This window comes from Pseudomonas sp. EA_15y_Pfl1_P101, assembly GCF_963970835.1.
GTDB classification, from domain to species: Bacteria; Pseudomonadota; Gammaproteobacteria; order Pseudomonadales; family Pseudomonadaceae; genus Aquipseudomonas; species Aquipseudomonas tritici.
Map to the genome: position 1 here is coordinate 1 of NZ_CAXAPA010000029.1, position 25,967 is coordinate 25,967.

The window sequence follows — 25,967 nt, forward strand, 5'->3', positions numbered from 1 at the left end:
GGATGACGGTCCGTTTGTCTGGGTGACGGAGCAGAAGGTTGTTTCCTATGCCTATGACGATGCCGGTCGGTTGGTTTCAGCGACCAATGCTGTAGGCGAAAGTGAGGTTTATCGGTACGACGATCAGTACGTCATTCTTGAGCGCGGACTGGCCGGTGGGGCGAGCTTCTTTTGGGAATGGGAACGGTCTGGTAAGGCGGCGCGGTGTGTCCGGCATTGGGCGAGCTTTTCGCAGATGGACACGCGGTATGTGTGGGATGACAACGGCCAGGTCACGGTTCATAACGCCGATGGCAGCCAGGAAGTCTACGTGTATGACCAGCGGGCGCGGCTGGTGCGGCGGATGGATCCCGATGGTGCTGAGCATTTCAAGTCCTACGATGAGAAAGGCCGGCTGACGGTTGAGCAGGATCCTCTCGGCGCGATAACAGCCTACCAATACGACGACGCTGGGCGCTTGGTGGCAGTGTTTCCAGGGGATGATGAGCCGACTGCCTACGAGCATGACAATGGCTTCGTACGGGTTGTAAGGCGGGGTCTGGCGGTTTGGAAATACGAGCGCAATGATCAGGGCGACGTTACGCGTAGGACCGATCCAGACGGTAACTCTACGGACTACAGCTACAACAAATACGGGCAGCTGACGCAAGTTTGGTACCCGGATCACAGCTGTCAGCGGCTGGTGTGGAATGAGCGTGGGCAGTTGCTTGAAGAGCATCTGCCGAATGGCGGAGTTAAGCGCTATCGCTATGACGATCTGGGGCGGCAGATTGCCCGCGAGGATGAACATGGCGCGCTGACTCAGTATCAGTGGGATGCAGCAGGCCGCTTACTGAAATTGACTCAGCCCGGCGGTGCAACGCGGGAATACAGCTACAACGCCTACGGAAAAATCACCTCCGAACGCGATGAACTGGGGCACGTCACCCGTTACGAATATGCGGACGGCTTGCACCTGATCAGTCGCTGCATCAACGCCGACGGCACCCAGGTCAACTACCGTTACGACAACGTGCGGTTGCTGCTGACCGAAATCGAAAACGAAGTTGGCGAAACTTACCGGCTCCAATACCACAGCAACGGCCTGATCCAACAGGAAATCGGATTTGACGGGCAGCGCACGGCTTACGTTTACGACCTCAACGGCAACCTGCAAGAAAAGACCGAACATGGCGACGATGGCAGTCAGCTAGTCACTCGCTACGAACGCGACCACGCCGGTCGACTCGTAAGAAAAACCCTGCCCGACGGCAACATCGTCGATTACGCCTACGACCGCCAAGGCAATCTCCTAAGCGTTGACGACGGCCACTGGGCCTTGGCCTACGAATACGATCCGCAAAACCGCCTGACCGCCGAACACCAAGGCTGGGGCACTTTGCGTTACGGCTACGACGCCTGCGGCCAACTTCAAAAACTGCGCCTGCCCGACAACAACCGCCTCACCTTCAATCACGACAAAGGCGGACACCTTTCCACAGTTGAACTGAATGGTGCGGTCCTGACCTCACACCTATTCAGCGCCGGCCGCGAGCAGCAACGTGCCCAAGGAAAACTGCTCAGCAGTTACCAACACGACGACCAAGGGCGCCTGTTCAACCAAGGCATCGCCGATGCCGAAGGCACTGTCTACCGCCGCCACTACGACTACGACAAATCCGGCCACCTCACCCGCCTCATCGATACCCGCAAAGGCGAACACCACTACCACTACGACCCACTAAACCGCCTCACCCGCGCCGACCACTCCCAAGGCGAGCAGGAACGTTTCGGCCACGACCCGGCCGGCAACCTGCTCATGCAAGACCGCCCCGGCCCAGACATCGTCGCGGGCAACAGATTGATGATTCAGGGCGACCGCCACTACGACTACGACGCCTTCGGCAACCTCATCCGCGAACGCCGAGGCAAAGGCCACCAACTCGTCACCGAATACCACTACGACTGCCAGCACCGCCTGATCAGTATTAAAAAAACTAACGGCCAAACCGCCAGCTACCGCTACGACCCCTTCGGCCGCCGCATCAGCAAAACCATCGACGGCCTAACCACCGAGTTCTTCTGGCAAGGCGACAAACTCATCGCCGAACACCACGCGGACCGGCACCGCAGCTACCTCTACGAACCGGACAGCTTTCGCCCGTTGGCGCTGCTGGAAGGCTTCGGCCCAAAAGACACCAAGCCCTACCACTACCAACTCGACCACCTCGGCACCCCACAGGAACTCACCGCCCCGGATGGCGAAATCGTCTGGTCCGCGCATTACCGCGCCTACGGTGAAATCAGCCGCCTCGACATCAACACAATCGACAACCCACTGCGCTTCCAAGGCCAGTACTTCGACTCGGAAAGCGGGCTGCACTACAACCGCCATCGCTACTACAATCCGGATATTGGTCGCTACCTGACCCCGGATCCGGTGAAGCTGGCGGGTGGGGTTAACGCGTACCAGTACGTGCCCAACCCGACAGGATGGGTGGATCCTTTAGGCTTAAGTGCTTGTCCGGGTGACGGGTGTGAACCAAATGCTCCTTCTGTCCTCCCGATACCTAGCGTCAATGAAGGCGTACCCGCACTACCTCAACTGACGCGAACTGAGCGACAGGCGAGAATAGATAAACTGACAGAGGTAAATGCAAAACGAAAAGTGCTGGACTGGGAGCGGGAGTACGATATGCATACGGTTGAAAAGCATGGTCCAGAGATACCAGATAATGAATTAAGGCAACGATCTATTGATGGAACAAATCCAGCGACGGGAGAGAGAGGTGTCATCAACTCCAGCTCCCAATTTAAATCCTGGAGAATGCAGTTCCACGCTATAAATAAGGCTATGGGCAAGATGCAAGGCGACTCACCATCTCCCACAGCTTTTGATAGAAGCGGAAACCCTGTGGTTGTGGTCGAACTACCTGGAGCCGGACGAGGCTACAAACCTAACGGCAGGGACGTAAACAATCCTAGATACATTGAAAACAATGCTGAAATGCCCATTTATGAACACTCCTTACACCCCTAACATCTCTCACATATTAGGAGCTTTATCGGTATACGACCTTGAAGAAACAGTTGGCAAAGAACTATGGAAGCATGACCCTAACAACAAGAAAGACAGGGAAAAAATCATAATTTCTTTTATCCTGAAAGACCTTATGTATTTTTCATACAGACATCGCTTTATATTAATCTCGACGCTCAGGGATGCACTAGACAATCCCGACTTCGACTTTTCGAAAGAATTTAAAAGCGATTACGACGAATATATAACCATGGCTTGGAATGAAACAGAAATAGCCGATCCCCGTGGCTTCTTCGCCGACATCTATCGGCTTGCCAACGAAGTCTGGAGAGACGATCTACAAAAAGCCAGCCTCGAAGACCAATCAACTTGGTAAACCAAAACCGCTCTCCGAGGCAACACAGCCCATCCTGTGGTGAGCGAGCTTGCTCGCGTTGGGCCGCGCAGCGGCCCCAATCCAGGCAACGGGTTTTTCAGTTAAATCGGCAGTGTCTGTTTTTAGGGCTGCTTCGCAGCCCAGCGCAGGGCAAGCCTGCTCACTACAAAAGCTGACTCACCACCCTTCTTTCAACATCCGCAACTCCAGATGCTGCAACAGCATGATGGTCTTCCCGTCCGCAATCTCTCCGCTTTGCACCATCGCCAGCGCTTGCTCAAAGCCAAGCTCCAGCACCTCGATATCCTCGCCCTCTTCTTCCAGACCGCCACCGCTGCCCACCTGATCCCCCGGTTGATATTCACCGATGAAAAAGTGAATCCGCTCCGTCACCGAGCCCGGGCTCATGAATGCCGCATAAACCTTCTCCACATGCCCCACGCGATAACCGGTTTCTTCTTCCGCTTCCAGGCGAATACGTTCTTCGGGACTGGCATTGTCGAGCAACCCCGCCGCCGCTTCGATCAGGTATCCGTGGTAATCATTGACAAACGTCGGCATCCGAAACTGGCGAATCAACAACACGGTGCGCCGCTCGCGGTTGTACAGCAGGATGGTCGCGCCATTGCCGCGGTCGTATACCTCGCGGGTCTGGGCTTGCCAGCTGCCGTCGCGGCGGCGCAGGTCGAAGCTGTATTTTTTCAGCAGGTACCAGTTTTCCGAGAGTGTCTCTTCTGCGGTGATGCGAACGGGGCTGTTATCCATGATCGGTTTTCTCAAGAAAGTGTCTGCGTTTGTTTGATGCGACCCCAGGCGGCAGCGACTTCTTCTGCGCTTCGGGCTTTGATTCGGGCCAAATCACGGGGGTATTCCACACCGGGATTTTCCGTAAAGCGCGTGGCGGTGAATTGCCCGTTGCTGGCGCGCAGAATATAACCCGTGTCGTCGCACTGCGTTGATGCAAGGAACACAACCCCCGGCGTCACCCACTCCGGCTTGAGTTCATCCGGTTCTTCGGTCACGCCCCACATGCGCGTCTTGGCGACCGGCGAGATCGCATTGTTGCGCCATCTTGCCTGCGCTGTAGGCCACCAGGCCGGTCTGTTCATATTGCGCATACATGGCGCGGTCGGAGGTGGTGAGAATGATGCGCGGCGCAGATGAACGCAGCAGATGCGGCCAGGCGTGCTTGCACAACCAGAGTGGTGCGTAGAGGTTGATATCCATGGCACGTTGCAGGAACGCAACGTCGAGGTCGGCGATGTTCTGGTAACCCACCCAGCCTGCGTTGTGAATCAGGATATCGAGTTGGCCGAATGCCTCGATGGCGTACGCAACCAGTTGTTGGCAGCCCTCGTTCGTGGACAAGTCACCGCCATGGCCGATAACAGTCAAGCCTTCGGCCTGCAAGGCCTCTGCCGCCGACTGCACCACCTAGGCATCGCTGCCTGAGCCGGCGTTGTCGGCGCCGATATCGCTGATCACCACTCGCGCGCCGCCTTGGGCCAGTGCCCGTGCATAGCTGAGTCCCAACCCGCGTGCGCCGCCAGTGACGATTGCGGTTTTGCCTGTGAAATCCATGTGCTTGCTCTCCTGTTCGGCCCCACCCTAACAATCCCTGCACGCATTGTTCAATGCTGTAACACTTTGCAAGCAATCCCCGTGGACGGCTGTCGAATTAATTCCTGCCTGTGTGGGCCATCTGGTAAAAACCCTGCTTCACCTTTTCTCTGGAAACTTCATGCCCTCTCGTTTTTTCTCGCGCCTGAGCCTGCGCTGGTTTCCGCTGTTGTGCATGGCGTTGTTGATCGTCGGCCTGCCGGTGGGGTGCACCGTGCTGCAGCACAAGGAACGCGAACTGGTGTTTCGCATCGAGCCAGGTACCGCCAGCTGGTACAGCGGCTTACCTAAGGCGGTGCAGGAGTTCGAACTCAAACCCGCCAGTTTCAAATCGGGGCAGAACATACATGGCTGGTGGTACCCGGCGGACAAGAAGGACGCACCCGCGATCCTCTACCTGCACGGCGTACGCTGGAACCTCACCGGGCAACTGTTTCGCATCGAGCAATTGCACGCCCTGGGCTACTCGGTGCTGGCCATCGACTACCGCGGTTTCGGCCAGAGCCACGGCGAGCTTCCGTCAGAAACCAGCGTGTATGAAGACGCTCGAATTGCCTGGGAACGCTTCCAGGTGCTGCAACCTGACCCCAGCAAACGCCTGATCTACGGGCACTCCCTGGGCGGCGCGGTGGCCATCGACCTGGCCGCCGAGTTAGGCAAACAAACACCACTGCCAGTTCGCGGCTTGGTGATTGAATCCACCTTTACCTCGCTGGCAGATGTAGCCACGGCGGTGGCCAATAGTTCGTTGCCGGTGCGCTGGCTGCTGTCGCAGAAATTCGACTCCATCGACAAGATTGCCGATATCCATATGCCGTTGCTGGTGGTGCATGGCCTAGACGACCGCTACGTGCCGCCGCGTTTCAGCCAACAATTGTTTGAAGCCGCCCAGGAACCCAAACGGCTGTTATTGGTACCCGGCGCCAGCCATAACAACAGCATGAGCCTGGGCGGTCGCAGTTATGGCCAGGCGTTGGACAAACTGATGCAAGCGAAGATGCCACCCCAGGTTGTCACGCACGCCACAGGCCGCAACGGCGAGTCTTGAAAACACATTCCGGCACTGGATTCGCGCTTGCCTGTCAAGCGCAAACCCAGCCCATGCTGGGCCAAGTCAGAAGTTGATCAAATATTGATCTTGGCTTAAATCGCCAACCCTGTCGGGGCTTCGCAAAGTTATCCACAGAGATACCCACGGTTTTCGTGGACAACTCTTTTCATATTTTTACGTTTTTTTTGCTCAATAAAAGTTTTCTGGAAATGTGCCGGGCAACAAAATCTCGCGATTCACATCGCGTATATCGTTATACCCACACAGCGCCATCGACACGTCCAACTCACGGGCGATGATTTCAAGTGCCTTGGTCACGCCCGCCTCGCCCATCGCACCCAGGCCATACAAATGCGGCCGACCGATCATGGTGCCTTTTGCACCCAACGCCATCGCCTTAAGCACGTCTTGGCCAGAACGAATGCCGCCGTCGAGCCACACTTCAATACGCTCTCCCACCGCCTCCACGATTGCCGGCAGTTGGCTGATGCTCGACGGCGCGCCATCCAGCTGGCGACCGCCGTGATTGCTCACCACGAGTGCATCGGCGCCGGAATTCGCGGCCAGGCGCGCATCTTCTCCATCGAGAATGCCCTTGATGATCAACTTGCCGCCCCAGCACTTCTTGATCCACTCCACATCGTCCCAGCTCAGGCGCGGGTCGAATTGCTGGGCCGTCCAGGAAGACAGTGAACTCATGTCCGCCACACCTTTCACATGCCCAACGATATTGCCGAAACCACGGCGCTTGGTGCCCAGCATGCCCATCACCCAACGCGGCTTGGTGGCCATGTTGAGGATATTCGGCAGGGTCAGTTTGGGCGGTGCCGAGAGGCCGTTGATCAAGTCCTTGTGGCGTTGCCCGAGGATCTGCAGGTCGAGGGTCAGCACCAACGCATCCACGCCTGCAGCCTTGGCGCGCTCGATCAAGTGTTCGATAAAAGCGCGATCGCGCATCACATACAACTGGAACCAGAACGGCTGGCCGACGTGTTCAGCGATGTCTTCCAGGGAGCAGATACTCATGGTCGACAAGGTGTAGCGCAGGCCAAACGCGGCAGCCGCACGGGCGGTCAGGATCTCGCCATCGGCATGCTGCATGCCGGCCAATCCGGTCGGCGCCAGCGCCACCGGCATGGCCATGTCCTGGCCGATCATGCTGGCACGGATCGAGCGCTCGTCGATATTGCGCGCCACCCGCTGGCGGAATTTGATGCTGGCAAAATCGCTTTCATTCGCCCGGTAGGTGCTCTCAGTCCAGGAGCCGGAGTCGGCGTAGTCGTAGAACATCCGTGGGACACGTTTTTGCGCGAGCTTGCGTAAATCTTCGATGGTTGTAATCAACGACATCTAAGTCACCTCTCCCTGAACTGAACACTGAGAGTAACCGCCCATCGGCTGCTCAACCAGCCATTGCGTTTATATCGGCAGACGCATAATCTTGCACAAACCCGCAAAATAACGCAAAACAATGCACAAGACTCATCACGCCATTGACCTGCCTTCTTTGCGCAAACAGAAGATCCTGTTGTTGCTGGAACGCGACGGCAAAGTCACCGCCTCGGAATTGGTGGACCACTTTGCCGTATCCCAAGACACCATCCGCCGGGACCTCGGCGAACTCGCCGCCGCCGGCCTGTTGCAACGCGTGCACGGCGGCGCCCTGCCTCGACCCAAGGACACTGGCAAAGACTTTTTCACCCGCGTTGGCGAAACCAACGAGGCCAAGCGCCGCCTCGCCCGACTGGCGGCCGACCGCGTGCAAGATGGCCAGATCGTGCTGTTCGATTCCGGGTCCACACCGCTGCAGATCGCGCAGTCATTGCCCCGCTCGATTCGCCTGACCGTGGTCACAACGTCGCCCTTGATCGCCATCGCATTGGCCGACCACCCCGATGTAAAAGTGATCCTCACCGGTGGCCAACTCAACCCCGCGACGCTCTCCACCAACGGCCACGAAACTGTGCGCCTTATCCAAAGCATAAAGGCCGACCTGCTGTTTACCGGGGTGTGCGCGCTGCATCCGCAAGTGGGCATCAGCTCGCTGCACTTTGATGAAGTGGCGGTCAAGCAAGCCTTGCTCGACAGCGCCTCCCATGTAGTGGCGGTGACCATGGCGGACAAGCTCGGTGCGGTGGAGCCCTTTGTGGTGGCGCCCTGCAGCCACATTCATACGCTGATTACCGAATGGCATGTGCCGAGTATGGAGGCGTATGAGCAGTTAGGCTTGGAAGTGTTGCGAGTAGAGGTCGAGTAGGGACAAGGCGTCGGGCGTCGCATGCCCGCTGGCGGTATTGTCGAAGATGCACCCCGTGGGAATGCCGGCGTTGGTAGCCTGAACCAATGCCTGCGCAAATGCCTGCACTCGCTCAGGGCCATAAGCACTGTGATAGATACGCGGTGATCCATACAGGCGCCAATAAATCACGCCCCGCCAACCGCCGGGCACGCCGCCGGTTTCAATCACAGCAGGATCAGCGGCAACCCTGCCAATTTCAAAATCCTGCAACATTACCTCAGCTGCGAGCCAGGTAGCGTAACGCGGCTCAAGCACCCGCATCCCACAAAAAGCGACGTGGTTAAAACAGCACCGGCGCCGCATCACGCATGAAAATCTCGATGGTTTTAGGTCCTACGCCGTCGAATTCCCCGAGGCGCTTTTCAAACGCCTGGCGGTCTTTACTGGCACTGCGCATCTGGGTGAGCTTGCCAGCGTACTCGGCATTCAGCTTGGCGCTGAGGTCCAGCAAGCGCTGCGCGGTGGTTTCGTCGTAACGCACGTAGTGAGCACGCCCTAACATGACGACCAATTCCCGTGAAGTGCAGTGCTGCAACTTGCGTGCAGTGTCGCGACCTTGTTCTTCAACGATCACCTTGTAGGCCTGCGCAGCGATTGGCGCCTGAATCCGCTTGCCCATCAAGAAGCTGGCGATAAACCATTTGAACAGGCTCGCGTCATCGTCAGGCTTGAGCTCGATGCCCAACTCAGACGCGGTAATCGCCCGAGCCATGGCTAGTGCCCCAACTTGCGCTCGGCTTTGTCGGCCTGCTCGTTAATCGCATCGGTCTGGCGCTCAGTCTCTTTGATCGAAGTCGGTGTCAGCACTTTATCGACGGTTTCGGTCTTGGGGTTCGGACGGTCCAGGGTCTGCCCCTTGGATGGCTGTTCAATGCCTTTCTGCACGTTTTCCGAGCTGATCGGGTCTGGGGTTTTGTCAGCGTTTTTGTGATCGGTCATGGTCAATCTCCTGGCAGTTTCAGCCCGCAAAAATCCGCGGACACCTAAGCAGCAGAGGCCACTGAATTTCGATAGTTCAAGAATTCAACCGGGCACGGCCACTGGCGAAATAAGCGCGAATTAAATTAAACCTTTTGCACAGCCACCCCCTCAACACTCAGGTAACGGCATCACGCCACCTTTAAGGAGCCACACCATGACTACTCAGTTAATGAAACAAATGGGCCTGACCTTCGTACTGGTTGCAGGCTCAATTTCGACCGCCATGGCGGCAACGTCCAATAGCTTTGTCGACAATGCGGCCGAAGGTGGCATCACCGAAATCGAGGCGGGCAAGCTGGCCCTGCAAAAGAGCAGTTCGGCTGATGTGAAGACCTTTGCCCAACACATGGTGACTGAACACACCAAGGCGAATCAGGAACTGGCGACCCTGGCTAAAAAGCTCGACATCGAAGTACCGGATGATGCTGCCCTGACGGATAAGGCTAAGAAAGCCATCCTGGAAATGCGCGACGAATCGTTTGACGAGGCCTACGCCAACAATCAGGTCGCCGCCCATGAAAAAACCGTCGAGCTGTTCAAGAAAGAATCCATGTCTTCGGACAATGCTGAGTTGAAGGCCTTCGCCACCAAGACTCTGCCAACCCTTGAAGCTCACCTGAAGGCCGCCAAGGATCTGCAAGCCAAATACGCCAAGTAACCCCACGACTCAGGAGGCACTCGAACATGAGTTCGCAACTCAACGGCAAGAACATCCTCATCATCACCTCCAACACGGGTATCGAACGCGATGAACTGCTTAAGCCCCTGGAAGCGCTGCGCGGTTTTGGCGCTACGGTGACCCATGGATCCAGTGAGGGCGGCACCACCCAGACGTTTGTCGGCGACACCGAAAAGGACCGCACCGTAGAGTCGGACGCCAAGCTGTCCGAACTGTCCGGGGCGGACTTCGATGCCCTGGTAATCCCCGGTGGCACCGTCAATGCCGACACCTTGCGCCAGGATGCAGCTGCCTTAACGTTGATCAACGAATTCGTCACGGCGGGTAAAACCGTGGCGGCGATCTGCCACGGCCCATGGGCTCTGATCGATGCGGGCGTGATCGAGGGCAAGACCCTGACCTCGTATAAGAGTGTGCGCACCGACTTGGTCAATGCCGGCGCGGCGGATTGGGTCGATGCCGAGACCAAGACGTGCACAGCCAATGGCTGGACGCTGATTACCTCGCGCACGCCGGACGACTTGCCGGCGTTCAACGACACGATTGCCAAGGCTGTCGCAGGCTGAACAGGTGGCTTTGAACGCAAACAGGCGCCCAATGGGCGCCTGTTTTTTTAACTCTGTTTTAGCCTCGATGCTGCTCGGGCATCTCACGTTTCGGCCCGAACATTGCCCATGCAATCAACCCAAACAGCGGCACAAAGATCAGGATTATCAGCCACAACCCCTTAGTCTCCCAGCCACTCGTGCTGCGCAACACAACGTTAATCGCCCACAGCTCTGCGAGCAGCAAAATCACCGCCAAACCGATCCAGATATATTCTAATTGCATGAGTCACCTCCTGAGGTCTTGTGCATTAGGTCAAGCATCGGCGCTGAGGGTTCATTTAAATTACCTGCAACGGCTAATACGCCCGCCATTCATGGTGGAAGAAGAGATTCTGTACCCGGCATTCAGAAAGGCCGGCGGCAAGGAACAGGACATCATGTACCACGAAGCCAAGGAAGAGCATCGCACCGTCGACTCGCGGGTGCTGCCTGACTTGAAGCAGACTGAGCCTTCGACAACCGAGTCTTCCGGCCGCGTCAAAGTGGTCAAGGCGTTGCTGGACCAGCATATCGTCCCAACGGATTTTGCTTATCGTCGGCCTCTCAGCCTTTGGCGATAACCCCGAGCCTGCCGCTAACGCCTTGACTGGCGACAGCGACGCCGGTTCAGCCCTGCCGCCTGGGACCTACCCCAGCAGCCCCTCAGACAGCGACAAAAAAACCAAAGCCACCGACAAACCGCCGAGCAAGCGGGCCAAGCCCGCCGATAGCCATAGAGACAGCCAGGAAGCACCCCGCACAGGCAGTTGACGGTTCATCCGTGACCGGTGACGGGTGCTTGGAGTGAAGCGGAAAAGGCTCGACCATAGGCGACGCCTTACCGGCGGACGACGCTCACACCCGACCTCCTTGATCGGCATCGCGCCTTGATGCAGATCAAGGCAGAGCTGTTGGGAGGCGCTCGGCAGCCGCTCAAGGCACCGGCAACCACCCACTGAAGTCACACGACGCTTTCAACGGGCTCCAGGCAAAATCCCAGGGTGGCGGTGGCAGCGCCGGGTGCTCGGTCCCGGTACGCTGAGCGTGTTTCCAATCGAAAACCCGCGACGACTGCCAGGCCAGGACCACACCCTGGGCCTGGCTTTCGTCCGTATTGACCCAGCCCGCGGCCGCCGCCGCCATGAACGCCTCGATCGGCTCATCATCGATCTGCGCCCCATAGACCGAGCCCAGCAGCCAGCGGCAGACATTCAAGTGGTAGGTCCAATCCAGCGGCGGCCGGTTGCGATAGGCCCAGGTCATGAAGCTGCGAAACAGGTTGAGGCCCTCGGGCGGGTCGAGTTTGAGCAGCGCCGGGCAGATATCGAACAGGGTGTGCCAATAGGGCAAAAGGCGCGCATCCAGATGCACGAAGTTACGCGAATTACTGGGGTATTCAGGCGGAACAGGTTCCGCGCGCAGGCGACGGGACGCCTTGCTGACCAGGCGGCTGGCGCCTGCGGGCAGTAGGAGGTTCATGAAACGCACTCACAGTCATGACGATGGAACGCCTCCTGGTTTCAGGAGGCCCCGGGGCGGACGTCAGAATGCAGGTGAAGCGCGGGGGTTCGCCGAGGGCCAGGAATAACGCGGCGGCGCCTTGTTGCGTCGTTCATGGGTCGGACGTGGCGTTCGTCCCAGGCCTAACAGCCAGGCCAGGCCGACCAGAAACACCAGCGCAAGCGTCAACGCATTGCAAACTGGGCAAGCAAAGTAGTTCGAGATGTTGCTGGAAGACGGGCTGCCCAACCCTTTGTCGGAAACTGGCGCCTGGCTGCCATCCACCGAACAGAACGCCCCGCCGACGCCATTGAGTGTCTGGCCCATCATCTGTCCATGACCCAAACCGCAGACGAACAGGTTCATCAGCATGCAAAAGTACAGGGCCCAGGCGATCAGTGAACGGTCGGGGTGGGTCAATTTCATGGCGGCGACTTTACCACCAGAGCCACAAAAGGATGAAGCACGGCACGCCCCTGTGACAGAACGTCGCAGATTACGTGTCGCCGCCAGGGTTGGTAGACTTGGCGCCCTCCTCCTTTACTCCTTTTCAAAGCCTGATGTGTAGATCCAGAGCAATGCAGGCGTTTCACAGGACGCACCGTCGATGAGTACGCTATTCACCCGCCGCAAAGTGCTGACCGGCATGGGCCTTCTGGGCCTGGGCAGCCTGCTGGGCGGCTGTGACTACAGCCCCAAGCTGAACTTCAAGTACGGCAAGGACTTGAGCGACAAGATCATGGGTCGCACCTTCAGGCTCAAGAACACCGCCGGCGAAACCGTCACCCTCAGTTCGTATCGTGGCCTGATGCCGGTGGTGTTCTTTGGTTTCACCCAGTGCCCGGCCGTGTGCCCGACCACCCTGGCGCGTGCCGCCCAGGCCAAGAAGCTGATGGGCCGCGACGGCGAAATCATGCAGGTGGTGTTTATCACCCTGGACCCGGAACGCGACACCCCCGAGATTCTCGACAAGTACGTCAAGGCCTTCGATCCCAGCTTCGAAGCGCTGTATGGCACCCCGGAAGAAATCGCCGTGGCCGCCAAGGAATTCGGCATCTTTTATGAAAAGATCCCCGCCGGCGACACCTACACCCTGTCCCACACCGCCACCAGCTTCGTGTTCGATACCCGTGGCAACCTGCGCCTGGGCCTGCGGGCATCCCTTACCGCTAAAGAGTGCGCAGAAGACCTGCTCACCGTCATGGAGGTCTGCTAATGACTGCCGTTCAACACCTCAAACGCCTGACGTTCGGCCTGACCCTGCTCGGCCTCGCAGCGCACGCCAGCGCCCAGGTGCAAGTGACCGACGCCTGGGTGCGCGCCACCGTGCCGGGCCAGCCTTCCAGCGGTGCGTTCATGACCGTCACGGCCGACAGCGACAGCCAACTGCTGAGCGTGGCCTCGCCCGGGGCCAAGGACGTGCAGATCCATGAAATGAGCATGAAGGACGACGTGATGCGCATGGGCCCGGTGGATTCGGTGGCACTGCCTGCCGGCAAAGCCGTGACCCTCGACCCCAACGGTTACCACGTGATGCTGATGGGCCTGACCGGCCAGATCAAGGAAGGCGACCAGGTGCCGCTGACCCTCACCGTGCAAAATGCCAAGGGTGAAAAGCAGACTGTCGACGTCAACGCCAAGGCGCGTGGGCTGGATGGCATGGACCATGGCCATATGGACCACAGCAAGATGCATTGATGGAAGACCGTAGGCGCGGGCCTGCTCGCGCCTACGGAGAATGACGGTTTAGTCCACGATAAACAGCTTCGCCCCGACGCCCGTCGATGAGCGATGCCCTTCCATGTCATTGCCCACCTGGTAACTCATTCCAGCTGTCAGGGTGAACTGGCGGCCATCTTCCAGCTCCGTGTGCAACTCGCCTTCAAGGCACAACAGCACATGCCCGCGCCAGCACCAGTGATCCGCCAGGTAGCCGGGCGTGTACTCAAGCGAATTTGGCGAGAGCACTACGCCGCCGCAGGTCCAGGGGGAATCAATCTACCCAGTGATTGCGCGGTTGCGCACGGCTTTTCGGTCGATGTGATGAACATTGGCGCTGTCGAGCTCCGGCGAGGCTGCGAAGGCGGCAGCATTGCCAACATTTTCGTCGCCTGACACACCGGCAAACCAGCCCCCACATCGGGAACCGTGCTCAGTCAGGCGCTCAGCCGTTTTGTCATCGGGATGCACGCTAACGCTAACCCCGAGGGCGAGTGGTAAATCGCCTGCTTGTCCCCCACGTAGCCGCAGGCTCGATAGAACGTCGCTGCGTTCAACGTTGCATCCAGCACCACGGTTTCAATCTCCAGCTCGCGCGCCACGCTCTCAAGGTGATTGAGCATCGCCTTGCCATACCCACGCCCGGTGAATTCGGGCAGTACAAACAGCGCGCCCACTTCGTTGTTGTCCAAGTCGAGCATTCCAGTGGCTACCGCCTGACCGTTTACCTGCCCCAGGTAAAACAGTTTATCCATCAGCACGCCGTAGCCATCCTCGGCCTTTCCCCTCGTCCACAGCATCATTTGGTCGCGCGTGTAAGCGCCGATGCACTGGCTGCGGATGGCCTGCAAACGGATGTCGAACGCCACCTGCGCATCCTCCGGGGTAGCCCGTTTTATCTCCAGCATTTCACTCTCCCTCCATAATCCGCCGTCTTCGCAGCCTCGCTAAAGCTCGACAGCTCCCACATTTTGATCGTCGAACCGTACAGGCGATGCAGTCCCCTGTGGGAGCCGTCGAGCTTTAGCGAGGCCGCGAAGGCGGCAGCATGACTGGCAGTGATCTTGCCTGATGCCTATGATGTGGCCTTTCGCTCAACACCCCCTGGACACCCCATGCCCGCCCTCACTTTCCGCAACGCCCTCCCCGCTGACGCCCCGCGTTGCTTCGAGATCGAAACCACCGCCTACGAAGGCGACGAAGCCGCCACCCTGGGAAAAATCGCCACGCGCATTGCGCAGTATCCGCAGGGCTTTCTGATTCTGGAAGCCGATGGCGAGGTGGTAGGTTTTATCAACTGCGGCTGCGCTCATAACGTGGTGATGTCGGACGAGGCATTCAAGGAGTTGGTGGGGCATTCGGCCGAGGCGCCGAATGTGGTGATCATGTCGGTGGTGGTCGACCCGGCGCATCAGGGCAAGGGGTATTCCACGGCGTTGATGACCGAGTTTGTGCAGCGCATGCGCGGGATGGGCAAGCAGACGATCCACTTGATGTGCAAGGAACGGCATGTGCCGTTGTACGAGCGCATGGGCTATCGCTATGTGCGCCCTTCGCCGTCGGATCACGGTGGGATGGCGTGGCATGAAATGGAAATGGCGCTCCAGGGATGAACGCACCGCGTATTGAAGTCAGCGACCAACCCAACCCCGACGCCGAGCGCATCTTGGGCCATGGCCTCGCTGCCTTCAACGAAGCCATCACCGGCTACAACGATCGGCGCTTGCTCACGGTGCTGATCAAGGACCCCGATACCCAGCAAATCCTCGGCGGCATCACCGGCAAGACCACCTTGGGGATGGCCTTCCTCGACCTGTTCCACCTGCCCGATTCGCTGCGCGGCACAGGGCTCGGCAGCCAGTTGCTGCAAGCCTTCGAAGATGAGGCCCGGCGCCGGGGTTGTGCTAACGCGATGCTATATACCCTGAGTTTCCAGGCGCCGGGGTTTTACGAGAAGCATGGCTGGGTGCGGTTCGGCGAGATACCGTGCGAACCGCAGGGCAGCAGCCGGGTGTTTCTGTATAAGGTGTTGTGACGCGCACCGGCGGGGTTATTCTTCCTCACCCGGCAACGGAAAAATCACTTCCTGGGTGTCCAGGTTCCGGATGCTCGAATAGGTGCGGTATTCAGTGCTGTAGTTCGGCCCCACAGGCCCGATACCTTTGGTGCTGGCCGTCAGGCGATAGGTCACCACGTAACGCTGGCCGGCTTTGAAGTCGACGTCGTCCGCGCCTTTGTTGCAGAACGCGCCACCAGTGCCCAGGGCGTTCATCGACACGTTGCACCAGCGCAGCGAGTGCTTGCCCGGCGTGAGTTTGAGGGCTTGCTCACCGCTGACGTCGAGGATCGAGCGACGTCCTGCCCCGGGCAGCGGTTGGCCATCTACTTCGACGGCCAATACCAGGCGGTGGAACGGCACGCCCAGCTCGCGCTCGCGCCAGGTGGCGAAGTACACCAGCACCGCGTCCGGCGCGTTGTTGGACAGGTCGACGGGGTGAAGTTTTTCCGGGGCCCAGTCGCCCTGGTAGTTTTTGTAGTGGTAGTCGGAACAGGCGCCGAGCAGTGGGAGGGTCAATACGGCAGCGAGTTGGCCAAGGTACACGGCGGGGATGTGGCGGTGAGCTCCTGTGCCGCACTCGGCACCACGTTTACCGTGGAGTTTCAGGGCACGTAGACGCTGCCCTGCATGACCGGTTCCACACTGCCCGTCAGCACCACACCGCCCTCGCCTGCCCAGTGCACGGTCACCGTGCCGCCGTCGCATTGCACCTGCACCGTGGCATCCAGCAATCCACGTCGAATCCCGTTGACCACCGCCCCACAGCAGCACGAGCCGGACCCCAACGGCACGCCACCGCCGCGCTCCCAGATACGCAGGCGGATATGGCCCCGGTCGAGCACCTGCACGAAATGCACATTGGTCTTGGCCGGGAACAGCGGGTGATTTTCCAGCGTCGGGCCCAGGGCAGCTACGTCGATAACAGCAATGTCTTCCACGAAAAACGTGCAATGGGGGTTACCCATGCTGCAAGCCGCAGGGTTGCCTTCCAGAGGCAATGTGCGCGTGTCCATGGCCTCGGCCAGCGGCACTGCCACCCACTCCAGCGAAGGTTCGCCCATGTTCACCGACACTTGCCGCCCCGGCGCACGCACGCAGGTCAGCAGGCCCCGGTCAGTGCGCAGCACCACCGAATCCGTGCCGACCTCATGCATCAAACGGTCGGCCACACCACGGGTGGCGCTGCCACAGGTCGCCAGTGGCGTGCCGTTGGGGTTCCAGAATTTGATGCGTGCGGCGGCGTCTTCACAGTCGAGCAGCACGGCCAGTTGGTTGAAGCCGATTCCGGTGTGGCGGTTACCCAGTTGGCGGGCGATGTGCGGGGTGATCGGATCGTGCAGGCCACGACGGTCGATGATGATGAAATCATCGCCATGGGCATGCATTTTTACGAACGGCAAGTGCATCGGCTGTCCAGTGGTCGACCTGTGGGGAGAGTGAAGGATACTCTGAACGGGCCCAACCCCATCGAGAGCAACGCATGTTAATTGTCTTCAGCGGACTGCCCGGCACCGGCAAAACCACGATTGCCCAGGCCTTGGCGCGCCAGATCGGCGCGGTGTACCTGCGCATCGACGTGATTGAACAGGCGATCCGCGAGGCGGGTGTGTTGTCGAGCGATGTGGGCACCAGCGGCTATGGCGTGGCGAATGCGCTGGCGTTGAGCAATCTACGCTTGGGTCACTCCGTGGTGGCCGACTGCGTGAACCCGGTCGAGGAAAGTCGGGAGGCGTGGAAGACCGTGGCGGCAACGGCAGAACGGGCGTTGCTGGATGTCAGGGTGATTTGCTCAGACCGGCTGGAACATCAACGGCGGGTAGAAGCCCGTGCGGGGGACATTGCCGGCCTGGTGCCTCCAACCTGGGCGTCGGTTCTGGTGCATGAGTACGAAGATTGGAATGAAGCACCGCTGACGGTCGACACCGCCTTCATGACACCAGATCAGGCAACTGCAATGATTTTGACAAGTCTTACTTCTATGGCAGAAGAGGCCTTTGTAGTGAGCGTGCCCCTCAGAGCACACTCCCCATAGCCTTTATCAACACCAGGTCCCGCGCATAAATATCCGGCGCGTAGACCAACCCGCCCTGGCGGTCGACCTCGACCGTCCAGTAGCCCAACAGCACCGGCACCGGTGTGGCCAACCTGAACTCATGGGTCACGCCGGTCGCCAGCAGCTCATCCGTGCGGGCGCGTTCGGCCGGGCTTACCAATAAATCCCTGAGCACCAACGGTTGCTCGACCCGCACACAGCCCGAGCTGAACGCCCGCGGCCCTTTGGTAAACAGTGGCTGGCTGGGCGTGTCATGCAGGTACACCGAAAACGGGTTGGAAAAGCGCATCACAATCTTGCCCAGCGGGTTGCGCGGGCCGGCTTCCTGGCGCAGCAGGATATTGCCGGGGCGTGCCCAGTCAATTTGCTCCGGTGCCAGCGGGTGGCCTTCAGCGTCGAGCACTTGCAGGTTTTGCTGGCGCAGGTATTCGGGGTTGAGGCGGATGGCCGGGAGCTTGTCCTCGCGCATGATGGTGGGCGGGATGGTCCAGGTGGGGTTGAGCGTCAGCCGCGTGATGCGCGATTTGAGCAGTGGCGTCTGACGTTCGGCGCGACCCACTTGCAGGCGGGTTTGCCATACCGGGATGCCGCTCTGGTACACGCTCAGTTGCGCGGCGGCGACGTTGACCAGCACGCCTTCAGGTTCCAGGTCCTGGGACAGCCAGCGGAAGCGTTCAAGGTTGATGCGCAGTTGTTCGCGGCGGATCGCCGGGCTGATATTCAGTTCAGCCAAGGTGCCGGCGCCGATCACGCCGTCAGCCTGCAACGAATGGCTGAGCTGGAAGGCCTTGACCGCCTTGACCAGCTCGTCGTTGTACTGCTTGCCGCTGGAGGCGTTGGCCAGGTAGCCGCCACTGATCAGGCGTCGCGCCAGTTCCGGCACGCGTGGGTCTTCCATGCCGGGGCGCAAGAGTGGGCCGCTGGCGACAGGGTCCCAATGGGGCAACGGCTGCTGGCGCACAGTGGCATAGGCGTTACGCAGGCTGCGGTAGAGGTCCGCGCTGGGGCGAGCCTGGTCAAACGCCTGGGCCATGTCTTGCAGGCCGGTGGCGGCAAAGGCCAGCACTTCGATGTTGGGATCGCGGGTGGGCGGTTGGGAATGCCACAACGGTTCGAAGCGCGATTGCTGCAGGCGCCCGTAGTGCAGATCCTGCAGCGCTTGCAGGTAGCTTTGGCTGATACTGATATCGCTGCACAGCACATTGGCCGTGGCGTGCGCCGAAGGCAAGCTATAGTGGGTGGGGTTCAGGCCGTCATCGGCGAGCATTTGCAGTTGGGTGTGCAAGGCTTGGCGGCGATCTTCGGCGGACCACAACGGCGCATTGCTCTCTTGTTGGTAGAAGGCTTGCAGGCGCAGTTGGCCGACGGCATCGATCTGCGCCGCCAGGCCTGGGCAGACACTGAGCAGTTGCGCCAACGCCTGCTGCACGGGCGCCAGATCGACCGGCGCCGGCGTGGTCACCGGCAACGGCTCAACCGGTAGCGCGTCGGCTGTCGCGACCAATGGTGCAACGAGCAGGCAAATGCTCAAGTAACATGCGTGTTTTTTGAACAATTGTCTTAGCTCCAATCCACAGCGGGGGAATGTACTGTAGATGTTGAATTTTCTTTGCCGCCTCGGCCTGATCGCCATGCCCTTGGTTACATTGAGCAATTTTGCGCTCGCCGCCAATGGGATTCCTCTTTCCTTGTATAGCAGCCTTGCGCGCTCGGCTCCAGAACTCAATCCCACTGTCTTGAAAAGCGCCCTGAACGCGGTGCAGTGCGCGGTCAATAACGGCGAGGAACGTTCCGACCGCCTGGCCGTCATTGATTACTCCCAGCCCTCGACCGCCCGTCGGCTGTGGATCTTCGATTTGCGCAAGAAGACCCTGGTGCTGCGCGACCTGGTGGCCCATGGCGCCAAATCCGGGGAGAACTTCGCCACGCAGTTCTCCAACCTGGAAGGCAGTCACCAATCCAGCCTCGGCCTGTTCCGCACCCAGGAGAGTTACTTGGGCACCCACGGTTACTCACTGCGCATGGATGGCCTGGAGCCGGGCTTCAATGACCAGGCCCGCGACCGCGCCATCGTGATTCATGCCGCCGACTACGTGAGCCCGTTGTGGAGCAAGCGCGAAGGCCGTATCGGCCGCAGCCAGGGTTGCCCGGCCGTGCGCCCGCAGGTGGCGCGCCAAGTGGTGGATAAACTCAAGGATGGGCAGTTCATGTTTTCGTGGTACCCCGACCAGCGCTGGTTGAAGTCCTCGACGTACCTCAATTGCAAACCCCAACAGGTGGCGAGTAGTCGTACAATCCGTGGCGGATAGCCTGTCCCCATAGATAAAAAAGAGAGCGTCGAATGCTTCTACACCAATCCACCTGGATCGAGATCGGGCAGTTTCTGGAGCGCAGCCGCACGGTGGTGATCCCCATCGGTTCCAACGAGCAGCACGGCCCCACCGGCCTGCTCGGTACCGACTGGATGTGCCCGGAAATCATCGCCCATGAGGCGCAAAAGAATGCCGACATCCTCATCGGCCCGACCTTCAATATCGGCATGGCCCAGCACCACCTGGGCTTCCCCGGTACTATTTCGCTGCGCCCTTGCACCTTCATGGCCGCAATTGGCGACTGGGTGCGTTCGCTGGCCGGGCATGGCTTCGAGAAGATCCTGTTCCTGAATGGCCATGGCGGCAATATCGCCACGATTGAAGCGGCGTTTTCCGAGCTGTACGCCGAAGCGAGCTTCGCCCGCCGCCCGGCCGGTTTTGCGTTGAAACTGGTGAACTGGTGGGACCTGGAAGGCGTGAGTGAGCTGGCTCAGCGCCAATTTCCAGTGGGCCATGGCAGCCATGCCACGCCATCGGAGATCGCGGTGACGCAGTGGGCGTACCCGGACTCGATCAAGACTGCCGACTACTCGCCACAAATCGCCAACACCGGGCCGATCCGCGAGGCGCTGGACTTCCGCGCGCGTTTCCCAGATGGGCGCATGGGCTCGGACCCAGCGCTGGCGACGGTAGAGAAAGGGGGGGAATTGGTGGCGCTGGCGGCTCAAGGGCTGGTCAAGACGGTCAACAATTTCAGCAACGAAGCCAAACCTTAAGCCCTACACACATCCAACTGTGGGCGCTGGCTTGCCAGCGCCCACAGGGATGGTGTGTTACTTACATTCCTGTGCAGCCAGCTCCAACCGCGACGGCGTAATCGTCGACGCCAGCGGCTTGCGTTCATACAAGAACACCTTGGCGCCCTCCTGGGACTTGTAGGCTTCCAGTACATCGTCAGCGGCAATCTTACTGGTCAACAACACCCTGGCGTGGCGCGAGCCCTGTGTCACGGTGGCGGTAATCCCGTGCTTTTCCAGCTTGGGCAACACACATTGCACATAAGCCTCGGGGGCCTTGCTGGTTTGCAGGGTTAGCGTTGGTGCGTTGGGAGCAGAAACACAACCGGCCAGCAACAGGGAAGCAAAGGCCAAGCCCTGGGCGAAAGAAAAGCGCATGAAAAATTCCTGACTATAAAAATAAGGGTTCACATCAACCCGCACGGACTAATGCCTTGAGCGACGCATCGAACTGCTTCAAGGCATCCAGTTGCACATCGCGCTGCCGCTCGATCTGCGCGGCAATCTCTGGCGCGGCCTTGTCACGTACCCACACCGATGGCACCTGCTTGTGCACCGAACCTTCGGCCTTGGCGATGTAGTGCAGGTTCGCGTCATAGAACCGCGCAATAAAATGCGCCTCGACCTGGTCATTACGCTGGGTCAACAGTTGGTTATGGGTATCGAGCATCACGACCACATCGGGGTGAGCCTGCACCAGGGCATCCAGGTTGTCGTAGACAGTCACCGACAAAAAACTGCCTTGCAGCGAGTTCATCAACCAATCAATGGCCAATTCCGGGTCGGAACTGTTGACGAACGCCTGGCGGATACGCACGTCGAGGGCATCCTTGGCGCCATTCAAGGCCATGTCGTGATAGCGTTCAAGGTAGCTGAGGTTGTCGCGGGTGTTATCGCTCAACAACACACCTACCGATTGCGTGTGCCGCAGGGAGTCTACGCTAATGACGATAGGTAGCAAATGGCTATCATCGGCGAGCGCGACGTTGTTCACGGCGACCGTGCCAAGCATCAGCATCATTAAAACAAGCTGAATAAATGTCCTCATCACGCATTTCCTTGAACAGCGTCTCGATGGGGGGGATTTTCCGCTTTTCCTGCAAAAACAGAACTTGCGATCCGTGATGGTGACTATTATCTGAACCGATAGTGCACTGATAAAACCTATAAGGACCACGCCATGAAGCCCCACCAGAAAACCTTCGACCGCATCCGCGAAGCCGTCCTGCCGGAGTTTCGCGAGCGGGTCGCCGATTACCTGGCCGACTATGAAAACGTACTGCAGGATGACGCGGCGGATACTGGACAAGTCACGGCCAGCGCCCAGCAACTACGCGGTTACCTGCGTGGCTTGAATACCACGCGGGTACTGGGCATGGCCGACTGGGAAGACCTCGACCGCCGCGTCTTGCACATCACTGAACGCTCTACAGTGCAGGGCGTTGTTGATTGACCCACGCCTGTACGGATGGCCGCTGCCACTGGCGCTGCGCGTAATCCACCAGTTCGGCGGGCACGCTGTCGCCGTTGAGGATCAGGCGGTTGAGCATTACCGCCAGGTCTACGTCCGCAATCGACCACTCGCCGAACAGGTACGCCGGGTTACCTGCCAACAGCGTTTGTGCCGCACTGATCAACTTCGCAGCGCCAGCTTCAGCCACGGATGAAAGGGGTGGCATTTTCTGCCCATAGAACACCACCATCGTCGAACGCTCCTGGCGAATCGGCAGCAAATCGCTGCGCAGCCACGCCTGCACCTGCCGCGCCCTCGCCCGCTGCTTGGGGTCGGCCGGGTATACCGGCGTTTCGGGGTAAGCCTGTTCAAGGTACTCAGTGATCGCCGAAGACTCCGACAGCGCAAAATCACCCTCTACCAAGGTCGGCACGCGCTGGGTCAGCGACAGTTGGGCGAAGTCGGCTGTCTGGTTCTGCGCAGCGTCCAGGTCGAGGGTGAGCGTATCGAACGCCAGGCCCTTTTCCTTCAAAGCCACGAACACCGACATCGCGTAAGGGCTGGTGTACACATGATCAACATACAGGCGCAACGGACGCTGGCTCATAACGGCTCTCCTTGAATGGAACTCCACGCTACGAGATGTACGACGAGAAAGACAATGCGCTGTTTTTATGGGGGCATTCCTGGCGGGAATAGCCTAGCCCGCTTTGACGGCAACCCCTGCCAAGGTAGACTCGCTACCCGACGCGCACTTGCGCACCGAAAAAGGATTTTCGTCTTGCGCTTCTCCTTCGCCATACTCGTGTCGTTCTTCATTGCTGCCTCCGTGGCGTTGGCCAGCGACCTCCCCGCACCGCCTGGTGAGGCGCACTATCAACAAGCCGCCGCACTATTGAAGAACAGCGACGCTGAGTACGCCGACCTGATACGCTCGTTGCTGGCCAAGAAAATGCCGGCAGATCTGGACGCGAAGAAAGCGAGCCTGGCAGTCACTCAACAACTCTTGAGCGAATCCGCGCAGGCCGGGCACCCCGTTGCCGAGTATCGCTTGATGCTGCTTTATCAGGTCTATTTGGTCCCCGGCAAAGAACAGGAGATGTGCCAACTCGCGGTTTCAAGCCTGGAGCACGGCTTTGCGCCTGCCGCGCTCTACGTAGACAACACTTGCCTGGACTATGTACTGAGCCCCAAGTACCTACCGGCACTGCAAAACGCCCTGACTAAAATGGACGACTTTGCGCGTTATTACCCACAGCCCGCCGTGTGGTTGACCTGCGGCGCGCCGCCCACGGGAGTCGAACTGCAATCAGGCAGCGAAAACGATTACCGCGCCGAACTCTATAAAGTGCTCGCCAGCCGAACCAATCGCCGAACCGCCCTGCCGTTGCGCGTTGAATACCTGAAGAAAGCAGTGGCAACCAACGGTTGTCCCAACGCGCGCAAACGCTTGTAAATCGACCGGGGCGCCAAATAGCCCCGATGCGTTATCCAGCAAATCCGCCCTCTTCCAGAAACCCACGCTCGGCGTCCGTGGTCACCCGAGCCAACACCTCATTACGATGGGGAAAGCGCCCGAAGCGCTGAATAATCTCAGCGTGTTCCTTGGCCCAATGGTAGGTGCTGGCGTCCAGTTGCTGGTTCAGGATCAGAGAGCGCTGCTGATCCGCCGGGTCCTCCGAATGTTCGAACGGCAGATAGCAGAACGCACGCAACGCCGGTTCGATCTGCCGGTCCAGCCCGGCGTCCACCATGCGCTGCGCATACAACCGCGCCAGCGGGTCGGTGGCGAACATGTGCGCGGTGCCACGAAAGGTATTGCGTGGGTATTGGTCGAGCAGGATCAGCAGCGCCAGCGCGCCCTGGGCCGAGTCCAGCCAGCTTTCCAGTTCGCGCCGGGCGGCTTGCAGGTGGGCGGCATGGAAGGTGTCGCGGAACGTGGCGTCGAAGGCGTCGTCCTTGGCGAACCAGCGTTTGGGGCCGGCCTGTTTCCAGAAGTCGATGACGGATTGTGGGGTAGTCATGGTGAGGGGCCTACACAGCGATTTCGCTGAAGGTACCAGAATCCATAGGACGGCAAGGATCAATGAGGGAGCAACGAATCGCGGCAACGCGCAGATTAATGTTATACGATAACGCAAAATTTCCACCCCGCCCTGTGACCCCGTCTATGACCGATGCTGTTCCGCTACGCCAACGCCTGCTTTCCATCGACGCCCTGCGCGGCCTGGTGATCCTGTTCATGCTGCTGGACCACGTGCGCGAAACCTTCCTGCTGCACCGCCAGGTCAGCGACCCGATGACCATCGACAGCACCGAGCCCGCACTGTTTATCAGCCGCACCCTCGCCCACCTGTGCGCGCCAGTGTTTGTATTGCTCACGGGGTTGTCGGCCTGGCTATACGGCCAGAAATACCAGGGCCGCCGCGATGTCTCGGCGTTCCTGTTGAAGCGCGGGCTGTTCTTGGTGGTACTGGAATTTACCTTGGTCAACTTCGCCTGGACCTTCCAGCTGCCGCCCAGCGTGATCTATATGCAGGTGATCTGGGCGATTGGCGTGAGCATGATCGCCCTGGCCGCGCTGGTCTGGTTGCCGCGCCCGCTGTTGATCGGGGTGGCGGTGGTGATCATTGCCGGGCACAACCTGCTGGATGGGCTGCATTTCGATGCGGGTTCGGCGTTGCATATTCCGTGGACAATCCTGCATGAGCGCAACTGGATCGAAGTGGGCGACTCGCTGCGACTGCGCACCACTTATCCGGTGCTGCCGTGGATCGGTGTGATTGCCCTGGGTTACAGCTTGGGCCCGCTGTTTGCCAATGGCATGCAGCCGGCGTTTCGCCGACGTTATCTGTTGCTGGGCGGTGTGGGTGCGTTGGTGGGGTTTGTGGTATTGCGCACGGCAAATGGCTATGGCGAGAAGCCCTGGCAGGCGTATGACAGTGGCGTGCAGACGTTGATGAGCTTTTTCAACGTCACCAAGTACCCGCCATCGCTGTTGTTTTTGGCGCTGACGTTGGGGATTGGGTTGTTGCTGTTGCTGGCGTTCGAACGTGCGGGGCAGAAACGCTGGATTGGCGTGCTCGCCACGTTCGGGGCTGCGCCGATGTTCTTTTATTTACTGCATCTGTATGTGTTGAAAGTGCTGTATGTCACGTGTGTGGGGTTGTTTGGCCTGAACCATGGCAACTACTTTGGGTTCGACGGCATGGGCGCTATATGGCTAATGGCGCTGTTGTTGCCCCTGGCGCTCTACCTGCCAGTGCGCTGGTTCGCCGGGCTAAAAGCCCGACGCCGGGACCTGGCCTGGCTCAAATACCTCTGACCTGACGCAGGCCCGCTCTTATCAAACAAAAAATAACTCATTGTTTTTGCTCTTAAAATTTAAGCCGCTTTAACCAGCTGCAATCCAAGTTTGCGTGCCTTGCGTTCCAAGGCGCGCATCTGCCGATCACGGCTTCT

Annotated in this window: 32 protein-coding genes and 3 pseudogenes; 17 read left to right on the plus strand and 18 right to left on the minus strand. The window is 59.3% G+C overall.

The window, feature by feature from the left end; all coding sequences use genetic code 11:
• Positions 1 to 3,019: RHS repeat-associated core domain-containing protein (locus tag AACY36_RS27590; RefSeq protein ID WP_339421281.1), on the plus strand; the 3,019-nt coding region annotated here is incomplete at its 5' end.
• Entirely contained in the window at positions 2,997 to 3,395 is a 399-nt protein-coding gene (locus tag AACY36_RS27595) for a hypothetical protein (protein WP_339421279.1), read from the plus strand. The genes AACY36_RS27590 and AACY36_RS27595, both read left to right, overlap by 23 nt.
• A 177-nt stretch (positions 3,396 to 3,572) precedes the next feature.
• On the opposite strand, the gene AACY36_RS27600 is transcribed toward AACY36_RS27595, so the two are convergent.
• Positions 3,573 to 4,160, minus strand: a complete 588-nt coding sequence (locus AACY36_RS27600; RefSeq protein WP_065872219.1) for an NUDIX domain-containing protein — start codon at positions 4,158 to 4,160, stop codon at positions 3,573 to 3,575.
• 11 nt (positions 4,161 to 4,171) lie between these two features.
• A pseudogene (locus AACY36_RS27605) lies at positions 4,172 to 4,976 on the minus strand (SDR family NAD(P)-dependent oxidoreductase).
• Between the two features lie 160 nt (positions 4,977 to 5,136).
• On the opposite strand from AACY36_RS27605, the gene AACY36_RS27610 reads away from it, so the two are divergent.
• Positions 5,137 to 6,063, plus strand: coding sequence for an alpha/beta hydrolase (locus tag AACY36_RS27610; protein WP_339421277.1), 927 nt, complete (start codon positions 5,137 to 5,139; stop codon positions 6,061 to 6,063).
• A 192-nt stretch (positions 6,064 to 6,255) separates the two neighbouring features.
• Here the strand turns inward: AACY36_RS27610 and AACY36_RS27615 are convergent, their stop codons facing one another.
• Entirely contained in the window at positions 6,256 to 7,416 is a 1,161-nt protein-coding gene (locus tag AACY36_RS27615) for an alpha-hydroxy acid oxidase (protein ID WP_339421275.1), read from the minus strand.
• A 121-nt stretch (positions 7,417 to 7,537) separates the two neighbouring features.
• Here AACY36_RS27615 and AACY36_RS27620 point away from each other — a divergent pair, with 121 nt between their 5' ends.
• Entirely contained in the window at positions 7,538 to 8,323 is a 786-nt protein-coding gene (locus AACY36_RS27620) for a DeoR/GlpR family DNA-binding transcription regulator (protein WP_339439578.1), read from the plus strand.
• On the opposite strand, the gene AACY36_RS27625 is transcribed toward AACY36_RS27620, so the two are convergent.
• The 3 genes from AACY36_RS27625 to AACY36_RS27635 form a co-directional block, all read right to left on the minus strand.
• A complete protein-coding gene (locus tag AACY36_RS27625) occupies positions 8,288 to 8,578 on the minus strand; it encodes a DUF72 domain-containing protein (RefSeq protein WP_339421271.1) in 291 nt (96 codons plus the stop codon). The two genes, AACY36_RS27620 and AACY36_RS27625, sit on opposite strands and share 36 nt — an antisense overlap.
• A 67-nt stretch (positions 8,579 to 8,645) precedes the next feature.
• Positions 8,646 to 9,077 (minus strand): DNA methylase, encoded by a 432-nt coding sequence (locus tag AACY36_RS27630; protein ID WP_339421269.1) that lies wholly within the window; start codon positions 9,075 to 9,077, stop codon positions 8,646 to 8,648.
• Between the two features lie 2 nt (positions 9,078 to 9,079).
• Entirely contained in the window at positions 9,080 to 9,304 is a 225-nt protein-coding gene (locus AACY36_RS27635) for a hypothetical protein (protein ID WP_339421267.1), read from the minus strand.
• Between the two features lie 196 nt (positions 9,305 to 9,500).
• On the opposite strand from AACY36_RS27635, the gene AACY36_RS27640 reads away from it, so the two are divergent.
• Together AACY36_RS27640 and AACY36_RS27645 are read left to right on the plus strand one after the other, a co-directional pair.
• Positions 9,501 to 10,004: a DUF4142 domain-containing protein gene (locus AACY36_RS27640; protein WP_339421266.1), complete on the plus strand. Its 504-nt coding sequence runs from the start codon at positions 9,501 to 9,503 to the stop codon at positions 10,002 to 10,004.
• Positions 10,005 to 10,030: 26 nt separating this feature from the next.
• Positions 10,031 to 10,591: a type 1 glutamine amidotransferase domain-containing protein gene (locus tag AACY36_RS27645; RefSeq protein WP_339421265.1), complete on the plus strand. Its 561-nt coding sequence runs from the start codon at positions 10,031 to 10,033 to the stop codon at positions 10,589 to 10,591.
• A 58-nt stretch (positions 10,592 to 10,649) separates the two neighbouring features.
• Here the strand turns inward: AACY36_RS27645 and AACY36_RS27650 are convergent, their stop codons facing one another.
• Positions 10,650 to 10,856, minus strand: a complete 207-nt coding sequence (locus tag AACY36_RS27650) for a PLDc N-terminal domain-containing protein (RefSeq protein ID WP_049712903.1) — start codon at positions 10,854 to 10,856, stop codon at positions 10,650 to 10,652.
• A gap of 55 nt (positions 10,857 to 10,911) precedes the next feature.
• Between AACY36_RS27650 and AACY36_RS27655 the strand changes: the two are divergent.
• Positions 10,912 to 11,145, plus strand: a pseudogene (locus AACY36_RS27655) (hemerythrin domain-containing protein); the annotation flags it as partial.
• Positions 11,146 to 11,545: 400 nt separating this feature from the next.
• Here AACY36_RS27655 and AACY36_RS27660 read toward each other — a convergent pair.
• Both AACY36_RS27660 and AACY36_RS27665 read right to left on the minus strand, forming a co-directional pair.
• The gene (locus AACY36_RS27660) at positions 11,546 to 12,091 is read right to left on the minus strand and encodes a putative natural product biosynthesis protein (RefSeq protein ID WP_339421264.1); all 546 of its coding nucleotides are present in this window, start codon (positions 12,089 to 12,091) and stop codon (positions 11,546 to 11,548) included.
• Between the two features lie 63 nt (positions 12,092 to 12,154).
• Positions 12,155 to 12,538 (minus strand): DUF2946 domain-containing protein, encoded by a 384-nt coding sequence (locus AACY36_RS27665; protein ID WP_339421262.1) that lies wholly within the window; start codon positions 12,536 to 12,538, stop codon positions 12,155 to 12,157.
• A gap of 181 nt (positions 12,539 to 12,719) precedes the next feature.
• Here AACY36_RS27665 and AACY36_RS27670 point away from each other — a divergent pair, with 181 nt between their 5' ends.
• Complete coding sequence (locus AACY36_RS27670; protein WP_339421260.1) at positions 12,720 to 13,328, plus strand: SCO family protein; 609 nt, start codon at positions 12,720 to 12,722, stop codon at positions 13,326 to 13,328.
• Entirely contained in the window at positions 13,328 to 13,810 is a 483-nt protein-coding gene (locus tag AACY36_RS27675) for a copper chaperone PCu(A)C (RefSeq protein WP_339421259.1), read from the plus strand. Before AACY36_RS27670 ends, AACY36_RS27675 begins: the two co-directional genes overlap by 1 nt.
• A 48-nt stretch (positions 13,811 to 13,858) precedes the next feature.
• On the opposite strand, the pseudogene AACY36_RS27680 reads toward AACY36_RS27675, so the two are convergent.
• Both AACY36_RS27680 and AACY36_RS27685 read right to left on the minus strand, forming a co-directional pair.
• Positions 13,859 to 14,062 (minus strand): annotated as a pseudogene (locus tag AACY36_RS27680) (DHCW motif cupin fold protein); the annotation flags it as partial.
• 206 nt (positions 14,063 to 14,268) lie between these two features.
• Complete coding sequence (locus AACY36_RS27685) at positions 14,269 to 14,739, minus strand: GNAT family N-acetyltransferase (protein WP_339421258.1); 471 nt, start codon at positions 14,737 to 14,739, stop codon at positions 14,269 to 14,271.
• A gap of 207 nt (positions 14,740 to 14,946) precedes the next feature.
• On the opposite strand from AACY36_RS27685, the gene AACY36_RS27690 reads away from it, so the two are divergent.
• Both AACY36_RS27690 and AACY36_RS27695 read left to right on the plus strand, forming a co-directional pair.
• Positions 14,947 to 15,444, plus strand: coding sequence for a GNAT family N-acetyltransferase (locus tag AACY36_RS27690; RefSeq protein WP_339421324.1), 498 nt, complete (start codon positions 14,947 to 14,949; stop codon positions 15,442 to 15,444).
• Positions 15,441 to 15,866, plus strand: coding sequence for a GNAT family N-acetyltransferase (locus AACY36_RS27695; RefSeq protein ID WP_339421323.1), 426 nt, complete (start codon positions 15,441 to 15,443; stop codon positions 15,864 to 15,866). Before AACY36_RS27690 ends, AACY36_RS27695 begins: the two co-directional genes overlap by 4 nt.
• Positions 15,867 to 15,881: 15 nt before the next feature.
• Here the strand turns inward: AACY36_RS27695 and AACY36_RS27700 are convergent, their stop codons facing one another.
• The gene (locus AACY36_RS27700) at positions 15,882 to 16,433 is read right to left on the minus strand and encodes a hypothetical protein (RefSeq protein WP_339497755.1); all 552 of its coding nucleotides are present in this window, start codon (positions 16,431 to 16,433) and stop codon (positions 15,882 to 15,884) included.
• A 59-nt stretch (positions 16,434 to 16,492) separates the two neighbouring features.
• The gene (dapF, locus tag AACY36_RS27705) at positions 16,493 to 17,296 is read right to left on the minus strand and encodes a diaminopimelate epimerase (protein WP_339421321.1); all 804 of its coding nucleotides are present in this window, start codon (positions 17,294 to 17,296) and stop codon (positions 16,493 to 16,495) included.
• Between the two features lie 74 nt (positions 17,297 to 17,370).
• Here dapF and AACY36_RS27710 point away from each other — a divergent pair, with 74 nt between their 5' ends.
• Positions 17,371 to 17,922, plus strand: coding sequence for an AAA family ATPase (locus tag AACY36_RS27710; protein ID WP_339421320.1), 552 nt, complete (start codon positions 17,371 to 17,373; stop codon positions 17,920 to 17,922).
• Here AACY36_RS27710 and AACY36_RS27715 read toward each other — a convergent pair.
• Complete coding sequence (locus AACY36_RS27715; protein ID WP_339497756.1) at positions 17,903 to 19,498, minus strand: L,D-transpeptidase family protein; 1,596 nt, start codon at positions 19,496 to 19,498, stop codon at positions 17,903 to 17,905. The genes AACY36_RS27710 and AACY36_RS27715 overlap by 20 nt on opposite strands.
• 40 nt (positions 19,499 to 19,538) lie before the next feature.
• Here AACY36_RS27715 and AACY36_RS27720 point away from each other — a divergent pair, with 40 nt between their 5' ends.
• Positions 19,539 to 20,252, plus strand: a complete 714-nt coding sequence (locus tag AACY36_RS27720; protein ID WP_339421318.1) for a murein L,D-transpeptidase catalytic domain family protein — start codon at positions 19,539 to 19,541, stop codon at positions 20,250 to 20,252.
• A 32-nt stretch (positions 20,253 to 20,284) separates the two neighbouring features.
• Positions 20,285 to 21,031, plus strand: a complete 747-nt coding sequence (locus tag AACY36_RS27725; protein WP_339421316.1) for a creatininase family protein — start codon at positions 20,285 to 20,287, stop codon at positions 21,029 to 21,031.
• 57 nt (positions 21,032 to 21,088) lie between these two features.
• Here the strand turns inward: AACY36_RS27725 and AACY36_RS27730 are convergent, their stop codons facing one another.
• On the minus strand, positions 21,089 to 21,430 hold the full coding sequence (locus tag AACY36_RS27730; protein ID WP_339421314.1) for a hypothetical protein: 342 nt from the start codon (positions 21,428 to 21,430) through the stop codon (positions 21,089 to 21,091).
• Positions 21,431 to 21,464: 34 nt separating this feature from the next.
• Positions 21,465 to 22,100, minus strand: a complete 636-nt coding sequence (locus AACY36_RS27735) for an ATPase (RefSeq protein ID WP_339428506.1) — start codon at positions 22,098 to 22,100, stop codon at positions 21,465 to 21,467.
• A gap of 132 nt (positions 22,101 to 22,232) precedes the next feature.
• Between AACY36_RS27735 and AACY36_RS27740 the strand changes: the two genes are divergently transcribed.
• Positions 22,233 to 22,505 (plus strand): hypothetical protein, encoded by a 273-nt coding sequence (locus tag AACY36_RS27740; protein ID WP_339421311.1) that lies wholly within the window; start codon positions 22,233 to 22,235, stop codon positions 22,503 to 22,505.
• Here the strand turns inward: AACY36_RS27740 and yfcF are convergent.
• A complete protein-coding gene (gene yfcF, locus AACY36_RS27745) occupies positions 22,480 to 23,112 on the minus strand; it encodes a glutathione transferase (RefSeq protein WP_339421310.1) in 633 nt (210 codons plus the stop codon). The genes AACY36_RS27740 and yfcF overlap by 26 nt on opposite strands.
• Positions 23,113 to 23,286: 174 nt before the next feature.
• Here yfcF and AACY36_RS27750 point away from each other — a divergent pair, with 174 nt between their 5' ends.
• Positions 23,287 to 23,961, plus strand: a complete 675-nt coding sequence (locus tag AACY36_RS27750) for a hypothetical protein (RefSeq protein WP_339421309.1) — start codon at positions 23,287 to 23,289, stop codon at positions 23,959 to 23,961.
• 31 nt (positions 23,962 to 23,992) lie between these two features.
• Here AACY36_RS27750 and AACY36_RS27755 read toward each other — a convergent pair whose 3' ends face one another.
• Positions 23,993 to 24,529, minus strand: coding sequence for a DUF924 family protein (locus AACY36_RS27755; RefSeq protein WP_339421307.1), 537 nt, complete (start codon positions 24,527 to 24,529; stop codon positions 23,993 to 23,995).
• A gap of 146 nt (positions 24,530 to 24,675) precedes the next feature.
• On the opposite strand from AACY36_RS27755, the gene AACY36_RS27760 reads away from it, so the two are divergent.
• Complete coding sequence (locus tag AACY36_RS27760; protein ID WP_339421305.1) at positions 24,676 to 25,830, plus strand: DUF1624 domain-containing protein; 1,155 nt, start codon at positions 24,676 to 24,678, stop codon at positions 25,828 to 25,830.
• Positions 25,831 to 25,967 lie beyond the last annotated feature (137 nt).